This window comes from Mesorhizobium sp. W067 (assembly GCF_054719525.1).
Genome location: NZ_JBTTII010000001.1, coordinates 3146574 through 3167001 on the forward strand (window position 1 = coordinate 3146574; position 20428 = coordinate 3167001).

The 20428-nt window shown below is 63.3% G+C and carries 19 protein-coding genes; 8 read left to right on the forward strand and 11 right to left on the reverse strand.

Annotated features, from left to right (window positions below; all coding sequences use genetic code 11):
* The first annotated feature begins 31 nt into the window (after positions 1-31).
* Together ACYG97_RS15310 and ACYG97_RS15315 are read left to right on the forward strand one after the other, a co-directional pair.
* Positions 32-1465: a 3' terminal RNA ribose 2'-O-methyltransferase Hen1 gene (locus tag ACYG97_RS15310; RefSeq protein WP_245260775.1), complete on the forward strand. Its 1434-nt coding sequence runs from the start codon at positions 32-34 to the stop codon at positions 1463-1465.
* Complete coding sequence (locus tag ACYG97_RS15315) at positions 1462-4038, forward strand: polynucleotide kinase-phosphatase (RefSeq protein ID WP_023733291.1); 2577 nt, start codon at positions 1462-1464, stop codon at positions 4036-4038. The genes ACYG97_RS15310 and ACYG97_RS15315 overlap by 4 nt, the downstream gene beginning before the upstream one ends.
* A 1-nt stretch (position 4039) precedes the next feature.
* On the opposite strand, the gene ACYG97_RS15320 is transcribed toward ACYG97_RS15315, so the two are convergent.
* A complete protein-coding gene (locus tag ACYG97_RS15320; RefSeq protein WP_023701148.1) occupies positions 4040-4333 on the reverse strand; it encodes an HlyU family transcriptional regulator in 294 nt (97 codons plus the stop codon).
* A gap of 101 nt (positions 4334-4434) precedes the next feature.
* The gene (locus ACYG97_RS15325; protein ID WP_023733292.1) at positions 4435-5112 is read right to left on the reverse strand and encodes a PadR family transcriptional regulator; all 678 of its coding nucleotides are present in this window, start codon (positions 5110-5112) and stop codon (positions 4435-4437) included.
* Positions 5113-5384: 272 nt separating this feature from the next.
* Between ACYG97_RS15325 and ACYG97_RS15330 the strand changes: the two genes are divergently transcribed.
* Positions 5385-5642: a DUF2798 domain-containing protein gene (locus ACYG97_RS15330; RefSeq protein ID WP_023683797.1), complete on the forward strand. Its 258-nt coding sequence runs from the start codon at positions 5385-5387 to the stop codon at positions 5640-5642.
* A 44-nt stretch (positions 5643-5686) separates the two neighbouring features.
* Here the strand turns inward: ACYG97_RS15330 and ACYG97_RS15335 are convergent, their stop codons facing one another.
* The 5 genes from ACYG97_RS15335 to ACYG97_RS15355 form a co-directional block, all read right to left on the reverse strand.
* Positions 5687-6067: a thiol-disulfide oxidoreductase DCC family protein gene (locus tag ACYG97_RS15335; protein ID WP_023733293.1), complete on the reverse strand. Its 381-nt coding sequence runs from the start codon at positions 6065-6067 to the stop codon at positions 5687-5689.
* A gap of 69 nt (positions 6068-6136) precedes the next feature.
* A complete protein-coding gene (locus ACYG97_RS15340) occupies positions 6137-6430 on the reverse strand; it encodes a GYD domain-containing protein (RefSeq protein WP_023733294.1) in 294 nt (97 codons plus the stop codon).
* Between the two features lie 190 nt (positions 6431-6620).
* Complete coding sequence (gene rpoD / locus ACYG97_RS15345) at positions 6621-8645, reverse strand: RNA polymerase sigma factor RpoD (protein WP_023672446.1); 2025 nt, start codon at positions 8643-8645, stop codon at positions 6621-6623.
* Positions 8646-9057: 412 nt separating this feature from the next.
* Positions 9058-10998, reverse strand: coding sequence for a DNA primase (dnaG, locus tag ACYG97_RS15350; protein ID WP_023683795.1), 1941 nt, complete (start codon positions 10996-10998; stop codon positions 9058-9060).
* A gap of 170 nt (positions 10999-11168) precedes the next feature.
* The gene (locus ACYG97_RS15355) at positions 11169-11537 is read right to left on the reverse strand and encodes an RcnB family protein (RefSeq protein WP_023672444.1); all 369 of its coding nucleotides are present in this window, start codon (positions 11535-11537) and stop codon (positions 11169-11171) included.
* A 388-nt stretch (positions 11538-11925) separates the two neighbouring features.
* Here ACYG97_RS15355 and ACYG97_RS15360 point away from each other — a divergent pair, with 388 nt between their 5' ends.
* Positions 11926-13590 (forward strand): Na/Pi cotransporter family protein, encoded by a 1665-nt coding sequence (locus ACYG97_RS15360; RefSeq protein WP_352497543.1) that lies wholly within the window; start codon positions 11926-11928, stop codon positions 13588-13590.
* A 95-nt stretch (positions 13591-13685) separates the two neighbouring features.
* Positions 13686-14867: an MFS transporter gene (locus ACYG97_RS15365; RefSeq protein WP_023733295.1), complete on the forward strand. Its 1182-nt coding sequence runs from the start codon at positions 13686-13688 to the stop codon at positions 14865-14867.
* 7 nt (positions 14868-14874) lie between these two features.
* On the opposite strand, the gene ACYG97_RS15370 is transcribed toward ACYG97_RS15365, so the two are convergent.
* Positions 14875-15432 (reverse strand): GNAT family N-acetyltransferase, encoded by a 558-nt coding sequence (locus ACYG97_RS15370; protein WP_023672441.1) that lies wholly within the window; start codon positions 15430-15432, stop codon positions 14875-14877.
* A 109-nt stretch (positions 15433-15541) separates the two neighbouring features.
* Positions 15542-15991, reverse strand: a complete 450-nt coding sequence (locus ACYG97_RS15375; RefSeq protein ID WP_032888139.1) for a GatB/YqeY domain-containing protein — start codon at positions 15989-15991, stop codon at positions 15542-15544.
* A gap of 260 nt (positions 15992-16251) precedes the next feature.
* On the opposite strand from ACYG97_RS15375, the gene carA reads away from it, so the two are divergent.
* The 3 genes from carA (at position 16252) to ACYG97_RS15390 (ending at position 18179) form a co-directional block, all read left to right on the forward strand.
* Positions 16252-17469 carry a glutamine-hydrolyzing carbamoyl-phosphate synthase small subunit gene (gene carA / locus ACYG97_RS15380; RefSeq protein WP_081726027.1) on the forward strand — a complete coding sequence of 406 codons (1218 nt, stop codon included), beginning with the start codon at positions 16252-16254 and terminating at the stop codon, positions 17467-17469.
* 325 nt (positions 17470-17794) lie between these two features.
* Positions 17795-18055 (forward strand): hypothetical protein, encoded by a 261-nt coding sequence (locus tag ACYG97_RS15385; RefSeq protein WP_245260143.1) that lies wholly within the window; start codon positions 17795-17797, stop codon positions 18053-18055.
* 4 nt (positions 18056-18059) lie between these two features.
* A complete protein-coding gene (locus tag ACYG97_RS15390; protein WP_245260145.1) occupies positions 18060-18179 on the forward strand; it encodes a helix-turn-helix domain-containing protein in 120 nt (39 codons plus the stop codon).
* Here ACYG97_RS15390 and ACYG97_RS15395 read toward each other — a convergent pair.
* Both ACYG97_RS15395 and ACYG97_RS15400 read right to left on the reverse strand, forming a co-directional pair.
* Entirely contained in the window at positions 18176-19108 is a 933-nt protein-coding gene (locus tag ACYG97_RS15395) for an aldo/keto reductase (protein ID WP_460221594.1), read from the reverse strand. The two genes, ACYG97_RS15390 and ACYG97_RS15395, sit on opposite strands and share 4 nt — an antisense overlap.
* On the reverse strand, positions 19105-20370 hold the full coding sequence (locus ACYG97_RS15400) for a TCR/Tet family MFS transporter (RefSeq protein ID WP_023733296.1): 1266 nt from the start codon (positions 20368-20370) through the stop codon (positions 19105-19107). Before ACYG97_RS15400 ends, ACYG97_RS15395 begins: the two co-directional genes overlap by 4 nt.
* Positions 20371-20428 lie beyond the last annotated feature (58 nt).

Consider the following 20428-nt stretch of genomic DNA (forward strand, 5'->3'; position numbering starts at 1 on the left):
GTGTCGAAAACGGATCTATCGCGTTACTAGATTGCCGCGCAACGCCATTGGTTATTCGGCCTGTCTGCGTTATCGGTCGCTGATGTTCCTTTCCGTCGCGACAACCCATCATCCAGCCACAGATCTCGGCTTCTTGCTGCACAAGCATCCCGAACGTCTGCACGAGACTGACCTATCCTTCGGCAAGGCCTGGCTGTTCTATCCGGAGGCGACCGATGAGCGTTGTGAGGCTGTGCTTCTGCTCGATGTCGATCCGATAGGGCTCGTTCGGGGCAAAGGCCAGGCAGAGGGCTTGCTGGATCAATATGTAAACGACCGACCTTATACGGCATCGTCATTTCTGTCTGTGGCTTTGAACAAGGTACTGCGGACAGCGATGACCGGCATCTCGAAGGAGCGCCAGCAACTGGCCGATAGCGACCTCCCGCTCGAAGCTGTGGTGACCCCGCTGCCGATGCGTGGCGGCGAGGCCCTGGTTCGAGATCTATTCGAACCGCTGGGATGGACCGTCAACCTGGCGCCGGTCGAAACTGTCGGATCTGGCGCGGGTGGACCACGATACGGTCATCTGAGGCTGACTGGCACCGGCCGCCTAAGCAGCCTGCTCAACCACCTTTATGTCCTGATCCCGGTGATGGACGACACCAAGCACTACTGGGTGGGCGAGGCCGAGATTGACAAGCTGCTGTCCAAGGGCGAGGGCTGGCTGGAAAACCACCCAGCCAAAGACCTGATCGTGCGCCGTTATCTGCGCAACCGAGGTGCGTTGGCCCGCATCGCCCTGGAGCGGCTGGCTCCGGAGACGGCCAATGAGGTCCTACCCCCCGAGGCCTGGGCTGCACCTGAGCAAGCGCTGGAGGCGCCCATCCGGCTGAACGACCTGCGCATGGACGCCGTGGTGCAAGCCATTCGGGCGACCGGAGGGACCAGTGTTGCAGATTTGGGGTGTGGCGAAGGCAAGCTGCTCTATCGGCTCGTGCGCGAAAAATGGGTCCACAAGCTGTTCGGGCTCGACCCCGCTATTCGTGAACTGGAATGGGCCGCCAAGCGTCTCAAACTGAACGAGTTCGGGGGACCGCCTGAAGACCGGGTCACGCTGCTGCACGGATCGCTGACATATCGCGACAGCCGATGGGCGGAAGCCGACGTCGCGGTGCTGGTCGAGGTCATCGAACATCTCGACGAAGACCGGCTGCCAATGATCGAGCGTATTATCTTCGGCGAGACAGCGCCAAAATTCGTGATCGTGACTACGCCGAACGCTGACTACAACCCCTTGTTCCCCAGTCTGGCCGCCGGCGCTTTTCGCCATCCGGATCACCGTTTCGAATGGGGCCGGGTTCGGTTTGAAGCCTGGGCGGCCAGGATCGGCGAGATCTATGGCTATAGCGCCGCCTTAAGTGGCATCGGAGCCGTGGACCCCGTGCTCGGCGCGCCGACGCAGATGGCGGTGTTCACCCGATGAGAGAGCCAGACAAGACCGACCTCACCATCCCTGACTTCGCCCTCGTCGTGCTGATCGGCTCGACGGGATCGGGCAAGTCGACCTTCGCCGCCAGGCACTTCCTGCCGACCGAAATCATCTCGTCGGATCGCTGCCGCGCGTTCGTCAGCGACAACGAGACTGATCAGGATGTCTCGGCCGACGCTTTTGATTTGGTGCGCGAAATCGCCGGCAAACGGCTCAAGCATCGAAAGCTGGCCGTCATCGACGCGACCAATGTGCGACCCGCTGATCGCAAGGCGTGGGTCGAGCTGGCGCGCAAATGGCACGCTTTGCCGGTCGCCGTGGTCATCGATCCGGGTGTTGATGTTTGCGTCGCCCGCAACGCGCTACGAGCCGATCGTCCCTTCGGCGCCGGCGTTGCCCAGCGCATGACGAACGAAATTCGCAAGGGCCTCGGCGGCCTGCAACGCGAAGGTTTCCGTCAGGTCTGGAAGCTCACCGGCGAGGCCAGTATCGACGCGGCCAAGGTCTCGCGTCAGCCATTATGGACCGACAAGCGCGACGATTGCGGTCCTTTCGACGTCATAGGTGATGTCCATGGTTGCGCCGACGAACTTCAGACCTTGTTCTGTCAGCTCGGTTACAGCATCGCCTGGTCCGACGGCCATGGTGATCGGACCGTCACTGTAACGCCGCCAGAAGGCCGCAAGATCGTCTTTGTCGGCGACCTCGTCGATCGTGGTCCCAACGTGCCCGACGTCTTGCGCATCGCCATGAGCATGGTCGCGGCGGGAACCGCCTACTGTGTCCAGGGCAATCACGAACGCAAACTCAGCCGCTGGCTGGAAGGCCGCAAGGTCACGATCGCCCACGGCCTGCAGCAAACCATCGACCAGTTGGACGCTCAGGATCGCGGCCTGCGAGAGGCTTTGCCGGCCTTCCTCGACAGCCTGCGCAGCCACGTCTGGCTGGACGGCGGACGCCTCGCCGTGGCACATGCCGGACTCAAGGAAGAGATGATCGGGCGCGGTTCCGGCGCGGTGCGCGAGTTCGCCCTCTATGGCGAAACCACGGGCGAAATCGACGAATTTGGCCTGCCCGTCCGTGCCGACTGGGCAGCCGCCTATCGGGGCAAAACCAGCGTAGTATACGGGCACACGCCGGTGCTGTTGGCGGAGTGGGTCAACAACACGCTTTGCATCGACACCGGCTGCGTGTTCGGCGGCAAGCTGACTGCCTTGCGCTGGCCGGAACGCGAACTGGTCGACGTGCCGGCAGTCGAGACCTGGTCCGAACCCGTGCGTCCCCTCGGCGGACCGGGCCTTGGCAAATCGGCACAGGCCGATGCCGACGGCGTGCTCGACTATCAGGATGTCTCTGGGCGACGCTGGATCGAGACCGAACTGAAAGGCAGGGTTGTCGTGGCCGAGGAGAACGCGTCGGCGGCACTTGAGGTGATGAGCCGCTTCGCGCTGTCGCCGCAGTGGCTGGTATATCTGCCGCCGACAATGTCGCCATCCGAGACCAGCAGCCAAGCCGGCTGGCTGGAACGCCCCGAGGAAGCTCTCAGTCATTTCCGCGAGCGTGGCGTCACCCAAATCCTGTGCGAAGAGAAGCACATGGGTTCGCGGGCAGTCATCGCTCTGTGCCGAAACGCGCAGACGGCGCGCGACCGGTTCGGGGTATCTGGCGACGAGACAGGCGCGATCTGGACCCGGACCGGACGCTCCTTTTTCAGCGACAGCGGCATGACGGAGCGCCTGCTCAATCGCCTGCGCGCCAGCGTCGACGCTGCGGATCTATGGCAGGAATTGAACAGCGACTGGTTGCTGCTGGACACCGAGATCATGCCATGGTCGGCCAAGGCAAGCAGCCTGATTGAAAGCCAGTACGCCCCAGTGGCAACGTCTGCGGCCGCTGGGCTCCAGGCCAGCCGCGAAGCGCTGGCCCGTGCGATGGCACGCGGCGTGGATACGGCCGCGCTCAAGGCTCGCATTGAGGACCGCGCCGCGCGTGCCGCCAGATACGCCACTGCCTGGGCGCCTTACGTGTGGCCGGTCTCGGGCGTCGACGACCTGAAGGTCGCGCCGTTCCACCTGCTGGCAAGTGAGGGATGCGTCTGGTACGACCAGAACCACGTTTGGCACATGACGCTTGCGGACCGTCTGGCTGCCGGGGGCGGCGTGGTAACGCGAACGCAATGGCGGATGGTTGACCTGGCCGATGCCGGTTCTTGTGCGGAGGCCGTCGCCTGGTGGGAGACGCTGACCGACTCAGGCGGCGAAGGGATGGTAGTGAAGCCGCACGACTTCGTCAGCCGAAACAAGAAGGGGCTCATGCAACCGGCGCTGAAAGTGCGCGGCCAGGAGTATCTTCGCATTATCTATGGCCCCGAATACGATGCGCCGGACAATCTCGTGCGCCTGCGCGAACGAGGCTTGGGTGGCAAGCGCAGCCTGGCGCTCAGAGAGTTCGCGCTCGGTCACGAGGCACTGAAGCGGTTTGTCGCCAAGGAACCGCTGCGACGTGTTCACGAGTGTGTTTTCGGCGTCCTGGCGCTGGAGAGCGAGCCAATCGATCCGAGGCTGTAGGCTACCCGAACATCCTCTCGCCTTGCTCGTCGACCAGTTGCATGCCCTTCTTGATCGAGATGTCGACGGCGTCGCCCAGTCCGGCAAAGCGATCGGCGCGGATGAATTTGTGTTCCTTCATCACGCCGTCGACTTCCTTCGAAACCACGCCGCAGGTCTGGTATTGGCCCCCCTCCGCCTTGTAGGGCGTGGCACTGATCAAAAATCCCTTGTGCTCAACCTGCTTTGCCGGTGCTGCGCTCTTGGGCTCGCCCCCCTCACCGCCACCACCGAAAAGACGCTTCAGAAAAGACATGGGGCTTCCTCCAACGGCAATCATCCTGCACCACGTCTCGCGGTGCAGGATGATTTTCAGTACCGTTCCTCAGTCGAACGGGCAAGCGTTCTCGCCAGGGGTCAACCGCGCGATAGCGCTTCCAGGGCTTCAGCGGCGGCTTCCAGGACTGCAATCGCCTCGGCCTGCTTTTCAGCCGACGCGTCGACGAGATCGCCGAGCGCGGCACGCAGCCGGTGACGCACGGCGCGGAACTCCTCGCGGGCTTCCGAGCGACCCCGTCCACCACGCCGTCCGCCTTCCTCGCCGTCGTCGTTCCAGCCGAACCAGTCCCGCGCTTTCGCCATCTTGCGGCCGAAGCGCTCGAGATGCTCCAGCACGCCGTCGATCATCTCGCGGTTCTCGGCGAGATGCGCCTGGCCCGCCTCGGTGATCGAAAACACCTTCTTGTTGCCGTCGGCGGCTGAAGCCGCATAGCCGGCCTCTTCCAGGAAGGTCAGCGTCGGATAGACGACGCCCGGGCTCGGGCTGTAGATGCCGCTGGTGCGCTCTTCCAGCGCCTTGATGATGTCGTAGCCGTGGCGAGGCGCCTCGGCCAGCAGCGACAGCGTGATCAGCTTGAGATCGCCGTCGGCCAGCATGCGCCCGGCGCGAAACATGTCGCCCGGGCCGCCGCGTCCACCGCCACGTCCGCCGTGGCCGAACGGACCAAAGCCGCTGCCCCCTCTTCCACCAAATTTGCCTGCCATGTGCAGGAATGCGCGCTCGGCGCGCTCGCCAAAGGGATGATGTCTGTGCATGAATTGCTCCTTGAGTTATATCTTACGATACATCTTAATTAGGCTTGCCCCGCCGACGAGTCAAGATATATCTTACGATGTATCTAAAGGCGGCGCCAGAAGGTTGATTTCGCCGCCGCCGGCAGCTAGAAAGCGCGTGAGGGCCAAAACCTCTCCGTAAGCGTCTGACGTCAAGCAACGCATCCACCCCGGTCTTTCCGGGCAGTTCCGCCGGAAACCCGGCGCAATGGATGCCAAATGCGACGGACCGGATGTTTCAGGAAAATCCAAAAATGACCACGAACCGTAAGCGCGGCAAGCTGCCGGCGCGCTATGCCGCGATCGTCAGCCCGCTGGTGCTGTCGCTGCTGATGACCTTCATCGTCTCGTTCATATCGACGCTGAAAAGCCTTGGACTGCAACCTGATTTGCCGGCTGTCTGGCTCACTGCCTGGGGCCTGTCCTGGCTGGTAGCGTTCCCAACGTTGCTCATGGTGCTGCCGGCGGTGCGCCGCATTGTCGGCTGGCTTTGCGAGCCGGCGTCCCGGTAACGCCCATGACGGTAAGGCCCGCAGATTCTTCGGGCCTTGCCTCGCTACCAGCGGCCCTTGCGCCGGTTCCAGGCATAGAGAAGATCGGCGAAACGATCATAGGCCAAGCGCGTCAGCGGCAGCGCGACCGGATTGCCGAAGAGCGTCGCCAGCCAGCCGTCGCCCGGCGTCGCCCGCCAGACGGCAACCGCGACATCGGCGCCGACCAGCAGCCTGCCTTCGGCATCGGTGGCATGCAGCCGGCGGCGTATGTCCTCCAGCGAGGCGCTGTAGCCAGAGAGCGCCGCCGGTTCGAGGTTGATGTCGCGGAATTCGATCCGCCCGGCCTTGATCGCCTCGATCAGCCGCCGTTTCTGCCGGGTGATGCCGCCATCGCAAACCGGGCAGCGTGTGTTGTACCAGACGGTCAGCGCAGGCTTGGACATGGCGCGACTATCACCCTGACGGCACGGCCCCGCAATATGACGCCGAGCCGCACGGACCCGCGCCCAGCGCTATCCAAGCGAGGCGACGATCTCGCGATAGGCAAATTCCGGGAAAGCCTTGAGCGTTCGCGTCTTGACGCTGCCACCCGTTGCCAGCATCAGGGCGAAACGAGCAAGCACAGCATCGTCGGGCGCCTCGATAATCGCCACCATGTCATATTCGCCCATAGTCAGGTAAAACGCCTTGAACGAGCCGCCCATGTCGGCCAGTTGCTTCTTGGCGGCATCGAGCCGCTTCGGCGACTCTCGGATATTTCTGGCGCCCTGTTCCGTCCAGTTCATCAGCAGGATGTAGGTTGTCATCACACACCTCCCTCCGGCGCCACGGAGCACGGCTGAGGACATCAGCCGGGGCGGACATCCGGTTTTTCGCCCAGAACATGCATCCGACCAGGCAAGTATCCTCCCGACGGAGATGGGCGACAAGAGCCTTCACCCGGCAACAAAAAGGGCGCCATCGGCGCCCTTTTCGAATTCTGGTCTGTTGCCGGTATCAGCTGTCGAGGAAGCTCCTCAGCTTGCGGCTCCGGCTCGGGTGCTTGAGCTTGCGCAGCGCCTTGGCTTCGATCTGGCGGATACGCTCGCGCGTCACCGAGAACTGCTGGCCGACTTCTTCCAGCGTGTGGTCGGTGTTCATGCCGATGCCGAAGCGCATGCGCAGCACCCGCTCCTCGCGCGGCGTCAGCGAGGCGAGCACCCGCGTGGTGGTCTCGCGCAGATTGGCCTGGATCGCCGCATCGATCGGCAGGATCGCCATCTTGTCCTCGATGAAATCGCCCAGATGCGAATCCTCTTCGTCACCCACAGGGGTTTCGAGCGAGATCGGCTCCTTGGCGATCTTCAACACCTTGCGCACTTTTTCGAGCGGCATTGCGAGCTTTTCTGCCAGTTCCTCCGGCGTCGGCTCGCGGCCGATTTCATGCAGCATCTGGCGCGACGTGCGCACGATCTTGTTGATCGTTTCGATCATGTGCACCGGGATGCGGATGGTGCGCGCCTGGTCGGCAATCGAACGCGTGATCGCCTGCCGGATCCACCATGTCGCATAGGTCGAGAACTTGTAGCCGCGGCGGTATTCGAATTTGTCGACCGCCTTCATCAAGCCGATATTGCCTTCCTGGATCAGGTCGAGGAACTGCAGGCCGCGATTGGTATATTTCTTGGCGATGGAGATGACGAGGCGCAGATTGGCCTCGACCATTTCCTTCTTGGCGATAGCGGCTTCGCGCTCGCCCTTCTGCACCTGGTTGACGATCTTGCGGAATTCCAGGATCGAGATCGCCGTCTCGGTGGCGAGGTTCTGGATTTCCGAACGCAGATCCTTGATCGCGTCCTTCTCGTTCTTGGTGAATTCCTTCCAGCCGCGCGAGGTCAGGTTGCCGATCGAGCGCGTCCAGTTCGGGTCGAGCTCGGAGCCCTGATATTCCTTGAGGAACTCCTCGCGGCGCACGCCATAGCTTTCGGCTAGGCGCAGCAGCTTGCCTTCGTTCTGCACCAGGCGCTTGTTGATGTCGTAAAGCTGCTCGACCAGCGCCTCGATGCGCGCCGTATTGAGCGACAGCGACTTCACCGCCTTGATCAGCTGGTCCTTCAGCTCCTTCAGGCGGCGGTCCTGGCTGGGCGACAGCGTGCCGGTCGCGGCCAGACGGTTCTCGACCTGCTGGTCCTGCAGCTTGCGCAGCTTCTTGTAGGTGTCGGCGATGACGTCGAGCGTCTCCATCACCTGCGGGCGCAATTCCGCTTCCATCGCCGCCAGCGACAGGCTCGCCTCGTCCTCGTCTTCCTCGTCGTCATCGACCAGGCCGCGCGTGTCGGCGCCGACATTGGTGATGTCGTCTTCCTCGTCGCGTCCACGCCTCGGCTTGTCCTCGGCCTTGGGCGCCTCCTCGATGCGCTCGACCACCGGCGCCTGCTTGGCTTCGGGGCCCGCATAGGTGGCTTCGAGGTCGATGATCTCGCGCAGCAGGATCTTGGATTCGTTGAGCTCGTCACGCCAGATGATAATGGCCTGGAAGGTCAGCGGGCTTTCGCAGAGGCCCGCGATCATCGTCTCGCGGCCGGCCTCGATGCGCTTGGCGATCGCGATTTCGCCCTCGCGCGACAGGAGCTCGACCGAGCCCATCTCGCGCAGATACATGCGCACCGGGTCATCGGTGCGGTCGGTCGGCTCTTTCTTGGTGGTCGTGGCGGCGACGGCGGTGCCGGTCTGCTCGGCCAGCTCGTTGGCGTCTTCCTCGGCGTCGGCATTGCTGTCGGCGGCCTCGGGCTCCTCGCTCTGATCGTCGTCCTCGACCACGTTGATGCCCATGTCGGACAGCATCGCATTGATGTCTTCGATGCGATCCGGATCGGTCTCTTCCGACGGCAGCACCGCGTTCAGTTCGTCGAGAGTCACATAGCCGCGCTTCTTGGCGGCCTTGATCATCTTCTTGACAGCATCATCGGAAAGGTCGAGCAGAGGCCCATCGGTGGCGCCTTCACGTTCGGTCTCGACCTCTTCCTTTTCCTTTGTCGCCATAGTCTTTATCTTCTCCTAGCGGCCGAGCATCGAAGCCGCGTAGCTGCCGCACCGGTCAAACTACATGCGCTGGTGGCGCATAACCGGGCCGGTAACCGAATCAACTCTTTTGTTTGTTCATATCGTGCCCCCAAAACCGGTTTTCACTTTTGGGCGATATGCATTAAGTCCAGATTAACCCTGATATCTGTGGCAGGCTGTCAGCCTGTCCAGTGATCAGCACCTCGCGTCAGTGCATTTCCATCGACGCCGGCGCGGGTTAAGGTTTCGAATCGTCCTGATTCCGTCATTCTGCCAGAAGGTCAAGCGCCTCTCGCATGATTCGCATCAAAAAAGCGAATCAATTACCCGACTTAGAGGCGTCGATTCGACGCGCAGCACGTACAACATTCATTCTTGCGCAGGTTTCGACCTAGACGCGCCCACCCCTGCCCGAGGACACACCGAAGCCTTCGATCAGCGCTTCCGTTGCTTGTACATCACGGAATTGCGCCTGAATCTCGATGAGGTGCCGGTAGTTTTCGTCAGTGGGATCGCTGGCGAGCGCTGCTTCCGCCTGTTTCAGCTCCTTATGTAAGGTGCGCGCGCTGCGCTGCAAGTGCAGCGCCTGGTTGAAGGCGTCGCGGGCATCGTCAAGCGCTGCGGTTTCCAGCGCGGGCCATTGCCTGGCCCGTTGGATGAGCGCCACGGCGCGCCCCCAGATATCGCTGCAGCCGGCACGTTCGATGGTGGCGATCACCGCGCTACGGTCATTGGCCATGTCGTGCGCCATCGCATCGAGGATGGCGGCGTGCAGCCGCTGCAGATCGGTGTTGGCGAGATCGAGGAACTCGACATGGGCGAAGTTCTCGTCGATCAGCGCCGGATGGTTGACGAGGGCTACGATGATCGTCGCCTCGCGCACCGACATCATCTCGCCACCGCGTTTGACCATGGCGGAGCGGCCGAGGCTTTCGGTGATCGCGGCGCGCGCGCCTGCCCCGCTGCCTTTGGCGAACTGTCCGCCGGGTGCGGGCGTTTTGCCCTGCCCCGGTTTCCAGTCCTGGCGACCTTGGCGCACTTCGCGCTGGGCGCTGAAGAAGGTCAGCTCCCGCTCGCGCATCCACTGCTGGTAGTGGTAGCGCTGGCTCTCATCGCGGATGCGGCTGGTCAGTTCGCGCAGCGTCTTTGTCAGCCCCGCCCGCCGCTCCGGCGTGTCGAAGACGCCACCGGATGTCTCACGCATCCACAACAAATCAGCGAGAGGCCGCGCTTCCGCCAGCACGGCACGAAACGCGTCCGGCCCTTCTGCCTTGACCAGATCGTCGGGATCCTTGCCCTCCGGCAACAGCGCAAAGCGCACCGACCGCCCGGCCTGCACCGACGGCAGCGCGAGATCCGCGGCCCGCCACGCCGCCTTCAGCCCGGCCTGGTCGCCGTCGAAGCACAGCATCGGCTCAGGCGCCATGCGCCACAGAAGTTCGAGCTGGTTTTCGGTGAGCGCGGTGCCGAGCGGCGCCACGGCATTCTCGAAGCCGGCCTGCGCCAGCGCAATCACGTCCATATAGCCTTCGACGGCAATCACCGTGCCGCCTTTCGCCAGCGCTTTGCGGGCGCGGGCGAAATTGTAGAGCACGTTGCCCTTGTGGAAGAGCTCCGTGTCGGGCGAATTCATGTATTTGGCCAGCGCATCGGGCGCCAGTGCGCGGCCGCCAAAGGCGATGATCTTGCCGCGCGAATCCGGGATCGGGAACATGATGCGATCGCGGAACCAGTCATAGGAGACCGGGATGTCGTCGCCATGACGCACCAGCCCGCAGGCCTCGATGTCGGCCTTGGGCACACCCTTGGCGGCAAGATGTTCCTTCAGCGCATTGCGGCTGTCGGGCGCAAAGCCCAGCCGGAACGATTGCTGCGTCGCCGGCGTCAGCCCGCGATCCCTGAGATAGGCGCGGGCTTTTGCACCCTCCGGTCCTTGCAGCCGCTCCTGGAAGAAGGCAGTCGCCATCTCCATGACGTCGGTCAGGCTGGCGCGTTCCTTCTCACGCTGTTCTTCCCGCTCGTCGCGCACCGGCATCGGCACGCCGGCCATGTCGGCGATCTTCTCGACCGCTTCGGGAAAGCTTAATCCGTCGAGCTCGGTCAGGAACTTGAAATGATCGCCCGACACCGAACAGCCGAAACAGTGATAGCGGCCCTTCTTGTCCTCGCAGTGGAAGGAGGGGCTCTTTTCGCCATGGAACGGACAACAGGCCCAATAGTCGCCGCGCGAGGCGTTGGTCTTCTTCCTGTCCCATGCGACGCGCTGGCCGATGACCGATGAAATCGGCACACGGTCGCGTATCTCATCGAGAAAGGCGGGCGGAAAGCGCATTGGGGAACTCGTTTGTCCCTCATATAATCATGCTCGCGGAATCCGACGACCCTTATTGCGGACCATACCCGGTTTCCACAGCCAAAAAGCCCGGTTCTACAGCCAAAAGAAAGGCGGCCCTTTCGGGCCGCCTCCTTTCAAGTCTCTGCATTGCGCCGGCGAGGCCGGGCTTAATGCGCGGCAATGGCGCCGAAGATGATGCCGGACAGGACGCTGACCAGCACATAGTCGTTGCCGACGCGGATCCATTCCTGGCCGCGGCCGGGGCGATGCAGGCCGTAGCGGCCATAATCGCGGATCGGCTGGTGCCGCTTCCAGCTGGAATATTTCTGGCCATTGCGCCAATGGCTGCGCTTGACGACCACCGTCTTCTTCACGACGCGCTTCCTGACATCGACATGCTTGCCGGGCCTCTGCCAGTCGACCCGCGTGTAATTCGACTGCGGTGCGACCGGTGCGTTCACCGGTGCGGCCTGGCCGGTAAGCGAAGTGGCGGCCAGCATCGAGAAAGCGAGGGCGGAAAGAACAACACGTTTCATAGCGGGGCTCCTTGGTTGTCGATGCCTAGGGAATAGCGCCCGAAGGATGAACCGAAACTGAACACTAGCATTACATTTACGCAATGAAATCCGGCGCTTATCCTGGATATTTGAACATCATCGCAAAGGCGATTGCCGGGAGTCCGGCAAACCGGGACGATCCGCTGCCATCACCAGGGATCCGCCATGCAACCATTTGCGCATCCGTCCATTTTCCGACACGCCCTGTCGCGCCGCGACGGCTCTTGAAATCGACAAGATTTTATTACCCGGCTAAAATATTCCGGATATTGTTCAAGACTGTCATGACCATGATTCGCAGCCCCGTTTTCATCCCTGCACTGCGCGCCCTCCGCGTCGCGGTAGCTGTCTGCGTGCGGGTTTCGAAATGAGCGGCTCCGTCGTTCTGCTGCATCTGGCGGGCTCGGTGGCGCTGATGCTGTTTGCCACCCGCATGGTCAAGACAGGCGTCGAGCGCGCCTATGGCGACGTGCTGCGTCACCGGCTGCGCTCCACCATGCGCAATCCGATCATGGCGGTGCTGGCCGGCTGCGGCCTGTCCATCGCGCTGCAGAGCTCGACCGCCGTCACGCTTCTCGTCGGCTCCTTCGCCGGCGCCGGCATCGTCTCGGGCATGTCGGGCCAATTGGCTGTGCGCGGCGCCGAGATCGGCTCGGCGCTGGTGGTCAAGCTCTTGACCTTCGATCTGACGCTGCTGGTGCCGATCTGCCTCGTCGCCGGCACGGTCATGTTCATGGCCACCGAGCGGCGCGACTGGCGCCAGTTCGGCCGCATCCTGGTCGGCATCGGCCTTTTGGTACTGTCGCTGGAGATGATCGGCCAGGCCTCGGAGCCGCTGCGCCAGAGCACGCTGATGCCGCTCATCATCGAATATTTCTCCAGCGACTACGTCACCGCCTATCTGCTCGCCGCGCTCGTTACCTGGCTCTTCCACTCCTCAATCGCCGCCGTGCTTTTGATGGTCACGCTGGCCGGGCGCGGCTTCATCCCGCCCGAACTCGGCATCGTGCTGGTGCTCGGCGTCAATCTCGGCTCGTCGATCATCGCGCCGCTGCTCACCCGAAGTGCCGAACCTGGCGTGCGCGTCGTGCCGATCGGCAATCTGTTGATGCGCGGCATGGGCTCGCTGGTGATGCTGATCCTGTTCATGACGCTGAAGCCACCGGTCGCCTTCCTCGGCGCCACCGTGCCCGACCAGATCGTCAACGCCCACATCCTGTTCAATGTGCTGATCCTGCTCGCCGGCCTGCCGCTTGCCAGCCTGATCTATCGTGCTTCCGAGAAGATCGTCGCAATGGGCACCAAGCCGGCGCCGGCTACAGAGCTCGATGTGGTCGAACTCTCCGCCCTCAACGACGGCGCGCTCGACGTTCCGAGCCAGGCGCTGGCCAACGCCACCCGCGAGGTGGTCCGCGTCTGCGAGACGGTCGAGATCATGCTCAAGCGTATCATCGAGCTGTATGAAAGCGCCGACGGCGACAAGATCAAGGCGCTGGCCGCCCTTGACGACCGCGTCGACAGGAAGCACGCGGCGATCAAGCTCTATCTGGCCAAATTGACCAGGAACTCGCTCACAGAGGACGAGGCGCTGCGCTGCCAGGAGCTGATAGGCGCCTGCGTCAAGCTCGAGCAGGTCGGCGACATCATCGTGCGCAACATGCTGGTGCATGTGAAGAAGAAGTTCGAGCGCGGGCTGGAGTTCACGCCCGAGGGCTGGAGCGAGCTGCTCGCCTTTCACACCTCGGTGCTGGCCAATGCCAGGCTTGCCTTCAACGTGCTGGTGTCGCGCGACCCTGAGACTGCCCGCCAGCTGGTGCTGGAAAAGGACCGGCTGCGCGACCGCGAAAAGGAAACCAGCGCCAGCCATTTCGTGCGCCTGCGCGACGGCACCGCCAAGAGCGTCGAGACCAGCTCCATCCACCTCGACACCATCCGCGACCTGAAGCAGATCAACTCGCTGCTGGCGTCGATGGCCTACCCGGTGCTGGAAGAGCGCGGCCTGCTCGGCGGCTCCAGGTTGAAGGCGAGCTGATCAAGAAAACCTAAACCGGCCGCAAAAATTTCTGCATTGCCGGCAAGCGCCATCCATGATTTGAGGCCAACTCGTTCAAGGATCGCTTCCGCGCCATGCTTCCGCTCATTGCCCTGTTCATCGCCGCCTTCGCTTTCGGCACCACCGAATTCGTCATTGCCGGCGTGCTGCCGCAAGTGGCCGACGGCCTTGGCGTTTCGATCCCGACCTCCGGCTATCTCGTCTCAGGCTATGCCGGCGGCATCGCGGTTGGCGGGCCATTGCTGGCGCTCGCCACCAAGGGCATTCCCCGCAAGACGCTGCTGCTTTGCCTGACCGTCGCCTTCACCATCGGCCAGGCCGCTTGCGCGCTGGCGCCCGATTTTGCCTCGATGCTGCTCTTGCGCATTGCGGTCGCCGTCGCACACGGCGCCTATTTCGGCGTCGCCATGGTGGTGGCTGTCGGCCTCGTGCCCGAGGACAAGCGCGGCATGGCCGTGGCTGTGATCCTCTCCGGCCTCACCGTATCCAATGTCATCGGCGTCCCGGCCGGCACCGCAATCGGCAATCTCTGGGGCTGGCGCGCCACCTTCTGGGTGATGTGCGCGCTTGGCGTGGTAGCCTTTGCCGCCATGGCTGCGCTTTTGCCGCGCACGACAGGCGCATCAAGGCCATCCGCCAGTCTTGGCAGCGAGGTTCGCGTGCTGGCGCGCCAGCAAGTCTGGACCTCGCTGATCCTGATGCTGATGTTGATGATCGGCCAGTTCGGCCTGTTCACCTACATCACCCCGACCCTGCTTGAGGTGACCCATCTCGACGAGGGCCTGATCCCCTGGGTGCTGCTGCTCAACGGCGTCGGCGCCACCGTCGGTGTGTTTCTCGGCGGCAAGCTTTCCGACTGGAAGCTGATGCCGTCGCTGATCACAATGCTTGCGCTGCAAGCGGTGATGTTGGGCGTGATCTATGCCGTCAGCCCCTACCCCGTGCCGATGGTCATCGCCATCGTTATCTGGGCTGGCCTCAACTTCGCCATAGGCACGCCGATCCAGACCCGTATCCTGGCCTGGACGGCGGACGCCTCCAACCTCGCCTCCTCGCTCATCCCGTCCGGCTTCAATGTCGGCATCGCGCTCGCCGCGTCGCTGGGCGCTGCCATGCTCAATGCCGGCTACGGCTATCGCAGCCTGCCGGTTGTGGGCGCTGCCGCCATGCTGGTGGCGGTGGTGGTGGCACTTGCCTCCTACATCTGGGAGGGGCGCAGCCGGGCAGCGCCGCCGCTGCCAGCAGCGGCCGAATAGCATCGGACTACAAATCGATCCGGAACAACAAACTCTCGGCGCCGCCATACGCGGCGTCCTTGATGAACGGACCGACCACACGGCCGCCATTGGCCAGCACCACCTTCTGCGAGGCCGGATTGTCGAGGTCGGTGGTGAGCTCGACATATGGCAAACCAACAGCCCTCGCCTCGTCCAGCATCAGCCGCAGCGCCTCGGTCGCATAGCCTCGTCCGCGCTTCCACGGCACCACGGCATAGCCGATATGGCCGAGCACATGCGACGGCAGTGCGGCCGTACCCGGCTGCCAGCGAAAGCCGATCGAGCCGGCGGCCTCGCCGTCCCAGATCCAGCGCCGGAAGCCCGGCAGCCGCGGCACGGTCGTGCCGTCCGGCAAGGTAATCGGGCCTCCTTTGGCCTCGGGATCGTCGAGGCTGGCAAGGAACGCCGCGGGATCCTCGTCGATCGCCGCAAGTTGCTCGCGCGTCGCTTCCATCAGCCGGACATTGTCCGGCGACCAGCCACGCTCGAGCGCCGCCTTGTAGGAGGGCAGATGTTCGAGCGTGGGTTTGACGATTTCGATTATGGTGGGTCTCTCCGGCAGGTCAACGCTTGCTCGCTTAAGCCGGTGCGGACCGTTTCTTGCCCAGAGGTAATGCCCCTGCTCTCCTTCGCCATTGAAGCGGTGTCGGCTCCTACTGCAGCAGGCCTTTGACGATGCCGCTGGCCTTGCCGAAATCCATCTGGCCGGCATATTTCTGCTTCAGCGCGGCGATCACCTTGCCCATGTCCTTTTGGCTGGCGGCACCGGTCGCAGCGATCGCCTCGCGCGCCGCAGCTGTTACGGCGGCCTCATCCAGCTGCGTCGGCAGGAAGCCGCGGATGATCTCCATCTCGCCACGCTCCTGCGCGGCCAGATCCGGGCGCTTGCCGTCCTCGAACGCCTTGGCCGATTCCTCGCGCTGCTTCACCATCTTGGCCAGGATCTGCAGGATCTCCTCGTCGCTGGCGGGGTCCTTGGTCGAGCCGCGATTGGCGATGTCGCGGTCGTGGATGGCGGCCTGGATCAGCCTGAGCGTCGGCAGCCGGTGCTTGTCCTGCGCCTTCATCGCGCTTTTCAGGGATTCGGCGATTTTTGCGCGCATGATGCTTTCTCCTTCGAACGGCGCGGACAATAACCGCGGCCCATCCGCAAAGCAAACGCGCCAAAGCCCTGATATCGTTCGACGAAACAAATGCTCGCCGTTTTTGGCACGGGCATCATTGACCGCTCTGGCGCCTTCCCCTATGTACTCGGCCTTGCACAAGACAAAGAATTGATGCGCGCAGGCTCGAGAGATCGGCCGCGCCGTTTGCTGCGCAGATGGCCCGCCATCGAAGCGCGCAGCGTGACAGGAGCGTCGCCATGGCCGAGATGACCCCCGAACTGACCCCGCCTTGGGCAACCGAAAAGCCGACCGCCGTCCTGGTGCTGGCCGACGGCACCGTCATCGAGGGTCGCGGCCTCGGCGCCACCGGTTCCGCCGTTGCCGAAGTCTGCTTCAACACCGCCCTCACCGGCTACCAGGAAATTCTCACCGACCCGTCCTATGCCGGCCAGATCGTCACCTTCACCTTCCCGCATATCGGCAACATCGGCACCAATGACGAGGACATCGAGGACTTGAACCCGGTCGCCCGTGCCGGCGCCGTTGGCGCGGTGTTCAAGGCCGATGTCACCAACCCGTCCAACTACCGCGCCGACACCGGGCTGGACCAGTGGCTGAAGAAGCGCGGCATCGTCGCGCTGTCGGGCATCGACACCCGGGCGCTGACCGCGCTGATCCGCGAAAAGGGCATGCCCAATGCCGTCATTGCGCACGCGCCCGACGGCATCTTCGACCTCGACGATTTGAAGCGGCGGGCCGCCGCCTGGTCGGGCCTGATCGGGCTTGACCTCGCCAAGGAAGTCACCTCCGGCCAGTCCTCGGTCTGGCGTGGAACGCCCTGGGTATGGAACGAAGGCTTTGGCGAACAGGCCGAGCCGTCGATGCACGTCGTCGCCATCGACTACGGCGTCAAGCGTAACATCCTTCGCCTGCTTTCCGGCCTCGGCGCCAAGGTCACCGTGGTTCCGGCCGGTACTGGTTCGGAAGAAATCCTGGCCATGCAGCCCGACGGCATCTTCCTCTCCAACGGCCCCGGCGACCCGGAAGCCACCGGCGAATACGCGGTGCCGGTCATCCAGGACCTGCTCAAGACCGATATTCCGGTGTTCGGCATCTGCCTCGGCCACCAGATGCTGGCCCTGGCGCTGGGCGGCAAGACCGCCAAGATGCACCAGGGCCATCACGGCGCCAACCACCCCGTCAAGGATCATACCACCGGCAAGGTCGAGATCGTCTCGATGAACCACGGCTTTGCCGTCGATGCCGACTCCTTGCCCGAGGGCGTCGAGGAAACCCATGTCTCGCTGTTCGATGGCTCGAACTGCGGCATCGCGCTGACCGGACGTCCGGTGTTCTCGGTCCAGCACCACCCCGAGGCCTCGCCCGGCCCGCAGGACTCGCACTATCTGTTCCGCCGCTTCGTCAACCTGATCCGCGAAAAGCGCGGCGAGGAACTGCTGGCCGAACGGGCCTGAGCCCTCTGTGTAGCAGCGATAATATCGCTTAGCCTCGAGCGATAAATCTGCGATATTGCGCGAGTCAAGACGATCATCCTCTCGGTGTCGGCAGCTCGCGATCTCGACAACCTGCCGGCCGATGTCCGCGAGCAGGTTACCGAGGGTTTGAACACTTATGCCATCAGCGGGCGTGGGGATGTAGAACGTCTTGCCGGCCGAGACGGTTACAGACTTCGGATCGGTCGCTACCGCGTTATATTGATGAAGATCGCACGACAATCCTCGCGATCTACATCGGCAAGCGCGAAACGACGACCTACAGCCGGCCATAGGACAGCACATCATGAACGCTCCGCAAATCATAAGGACTTCAACCGGGGAAGAACTGGTCGTCATCCCGAAGGCTGACTACGAGGCATTGCTGCATGCCGCCGAAGAAGCCAGAGAAGACGCTGCGGATGTGGCGATCTACGATGAGCGGAAGGCCGAGTTCAAAACGGAAAAGCCTCTGCCCGCCGAGGTGACCATGGATATTTTGCGAGGTTCCAGCCGGGCTCAAGGCGCTGCGCAACTGGCGCAAGCTGACGCAGGGCGAGTTCGCTGATGCCATCGGTGTCAGCCAGGGCTTCCTGTCGGACCTTGAATCCAATCGCCGCAAGCCATCGGCGCAAACCAGCACCATGCTGTCGAAGGCATTGGACGTGCCCAGCGAATGGATCGAAGCCTAGTATCTAACCTTACGCCACCGGCCGGCCTTCGCTGGCCTCCAGTATGGCAAACCATTGCTGGGGTCGAGGTCGATCTCCAGCGCCTTGACCATGACGGCCAGCCGCTCGGGCTTCATCGTGCCGAGCACCGGCGCCAGCCGCGCCGGATGACGCAGCAGCCAGGCGATGGCGACGGCGGCGAGATCGCCGGCGCCGATCTCGGCAGCCACCGCCGCGATTGCCGCCCTGACCCGCGCCTCGCGCCCTTCCTTGCCGGTGAACAGCAAGCCGCCGCCGAGCGGCGACCAGATCATCGGCGCATAGCCGAGGCGTTGCGCGTGATCGAGGCTGCCATCCACCAGCGCATTGGTTTTCAGCACCGACATCTCGATCTGGTTGGTGGCCAAGGCAAACGGCAGCCGCGAAGCCAGAAGGTCGAACTGCGACGGCGTGAAATTGGAGACCCCGACCGCTCTCACCTTGCCCGACTTGACCAGCCCGGCAAGGGCCGCCGCCGTCTCGTCGGCATCCATCAGCGGATCCGGCCGGTGCAGCAGCAACAGGTCGAGATAGTCGGTGCCGAGATTGGCGAGCGAACGGTCGACCGAGGCGGCAATGTGGGCCGCACTGGTGTCGTAATGCTTCAGCCGGTTCTGAGGCCGGTTGGCCGATGCCAGAATGATGTCGCATTTCGAGATCAGCTCGATGCTGTCGCGCTTGCCCTTCCAGCGCGACAAGCCGGCGCCAAAGGCAGCTTCCACCTGGTAATGCCCGTAAATATCGGCATGGTCGAAGCTGGTAAGGCCGAGATCGACCGCAGTGCCGATCAGCCGCGCGATCTGGTCGGCGTCCGGGCGCGCGGCGCTGTCGAGCAGGCGCCAGGCGCCGAACACCAGCCGCGACAGCGACAAACCGTCCTTGGTCAGCTCTATGCGGCTGTCATGGCTCATATCTGGGCTCCATCTTCCGCAGCGCCGGTGGCAACGCTTCTCACCGCCGTCGGCCTCGCAACTTTCGTCACAAAGACAATGACGGCAAGCGTCAGGAAGCACGCGCCAACCAGATAGGGGGCGCCGCCGAACACTACGGGCGCATTCGGTCCGGTGAACCAGGAAAAGATCGCGGTGTAGAGCAGCGGCGTGATGATCGAGGTGATCGAGAAGATCGACGTCATCGCACCCTGCAATTCGCCTTGCGCCGATGGCGGCACCTTGGCGGCGGCAAGGCTTCTCAGCGGCGGATCGGCCAGTGCTTCGAGGCAGCCGACGACGATCACCGCATAGATCATCCAGCCTTGCGAGGCGAAGGCGTAGCCGAAGGCGCTGGCCGCCGTAAATGTCAGGCCGATCACCGCCGTCCTCCATTCGCCAAGTTTGGGGATCACGCGCGGCAGCACCGTCGCCATGACGATCGCCCCACACAGGCCGAAGGCGCCGAGCGAGAAGCCGATCTGCTGCTCGCTCCAGCCATAGCGGTAGTTGGACACGAACGACCACACCGCAGGATACATCATGTGGCCGAGCGTCATCAGGAAGAAGGCGAGCCCGATCCAGCCGATGCCCTGATATTGGCGCATCTGCAGCAGCGTGCCGACCGGGTTGGCGCGTTTCCACTCGAAGCGGCGGCGGTGCTTTTCATCGAGCGTTTCAGGCAGGAAGAACATGGCGATGAGGAAGTTCACGAAGGCAAGCCCGGCGGCAAAGTAAAACGGCACTCGCGGCCCGAACGTGCCGAGCAGCCCGCCCAGCACCGGCCCAATGACGAAGCCGACGCCGAAGGCGATGCCGAGCAGACCGAAATTCTTCGCCCGGTTGTCGTCGTTCGAGATGTCGGCAATGAAGGCCGACGTCGTCGAATAGCTGGCGCCCGAAACGCCGGCCAGCACGCGGCCGATGAACAGCATCGGATAGGACCAGGCGATGGCGCAGATCAGATTGTCGATCGAGAATGTAAGCACCGAGGCAAGCAGGATCGGCCGCCGCCCGAAGCGGTCGCTCAATCCACCCATGATTGGCGCGAAGAAGAACTGCATCGCCGCATAGACGAAGAACAGCCAGCCGCCTTCGATCGCCGCTTCGCTGATGCCGACGCCGGAAAGCTCCCTGAGAAAGGCCGGCAACACCGGCATGATCATGCCGAAGCCGATAATGTCGAGCAGCAGCGTGGTGAAGACGAGCGCAAGGCCCCGCCTGGCGGTTTTGGGGTCGATCATGATGGCGTCTGCTCCCTGAGACCGCCCTTGGGCGGGCGCCCGTTATAGGCGAGGCGCC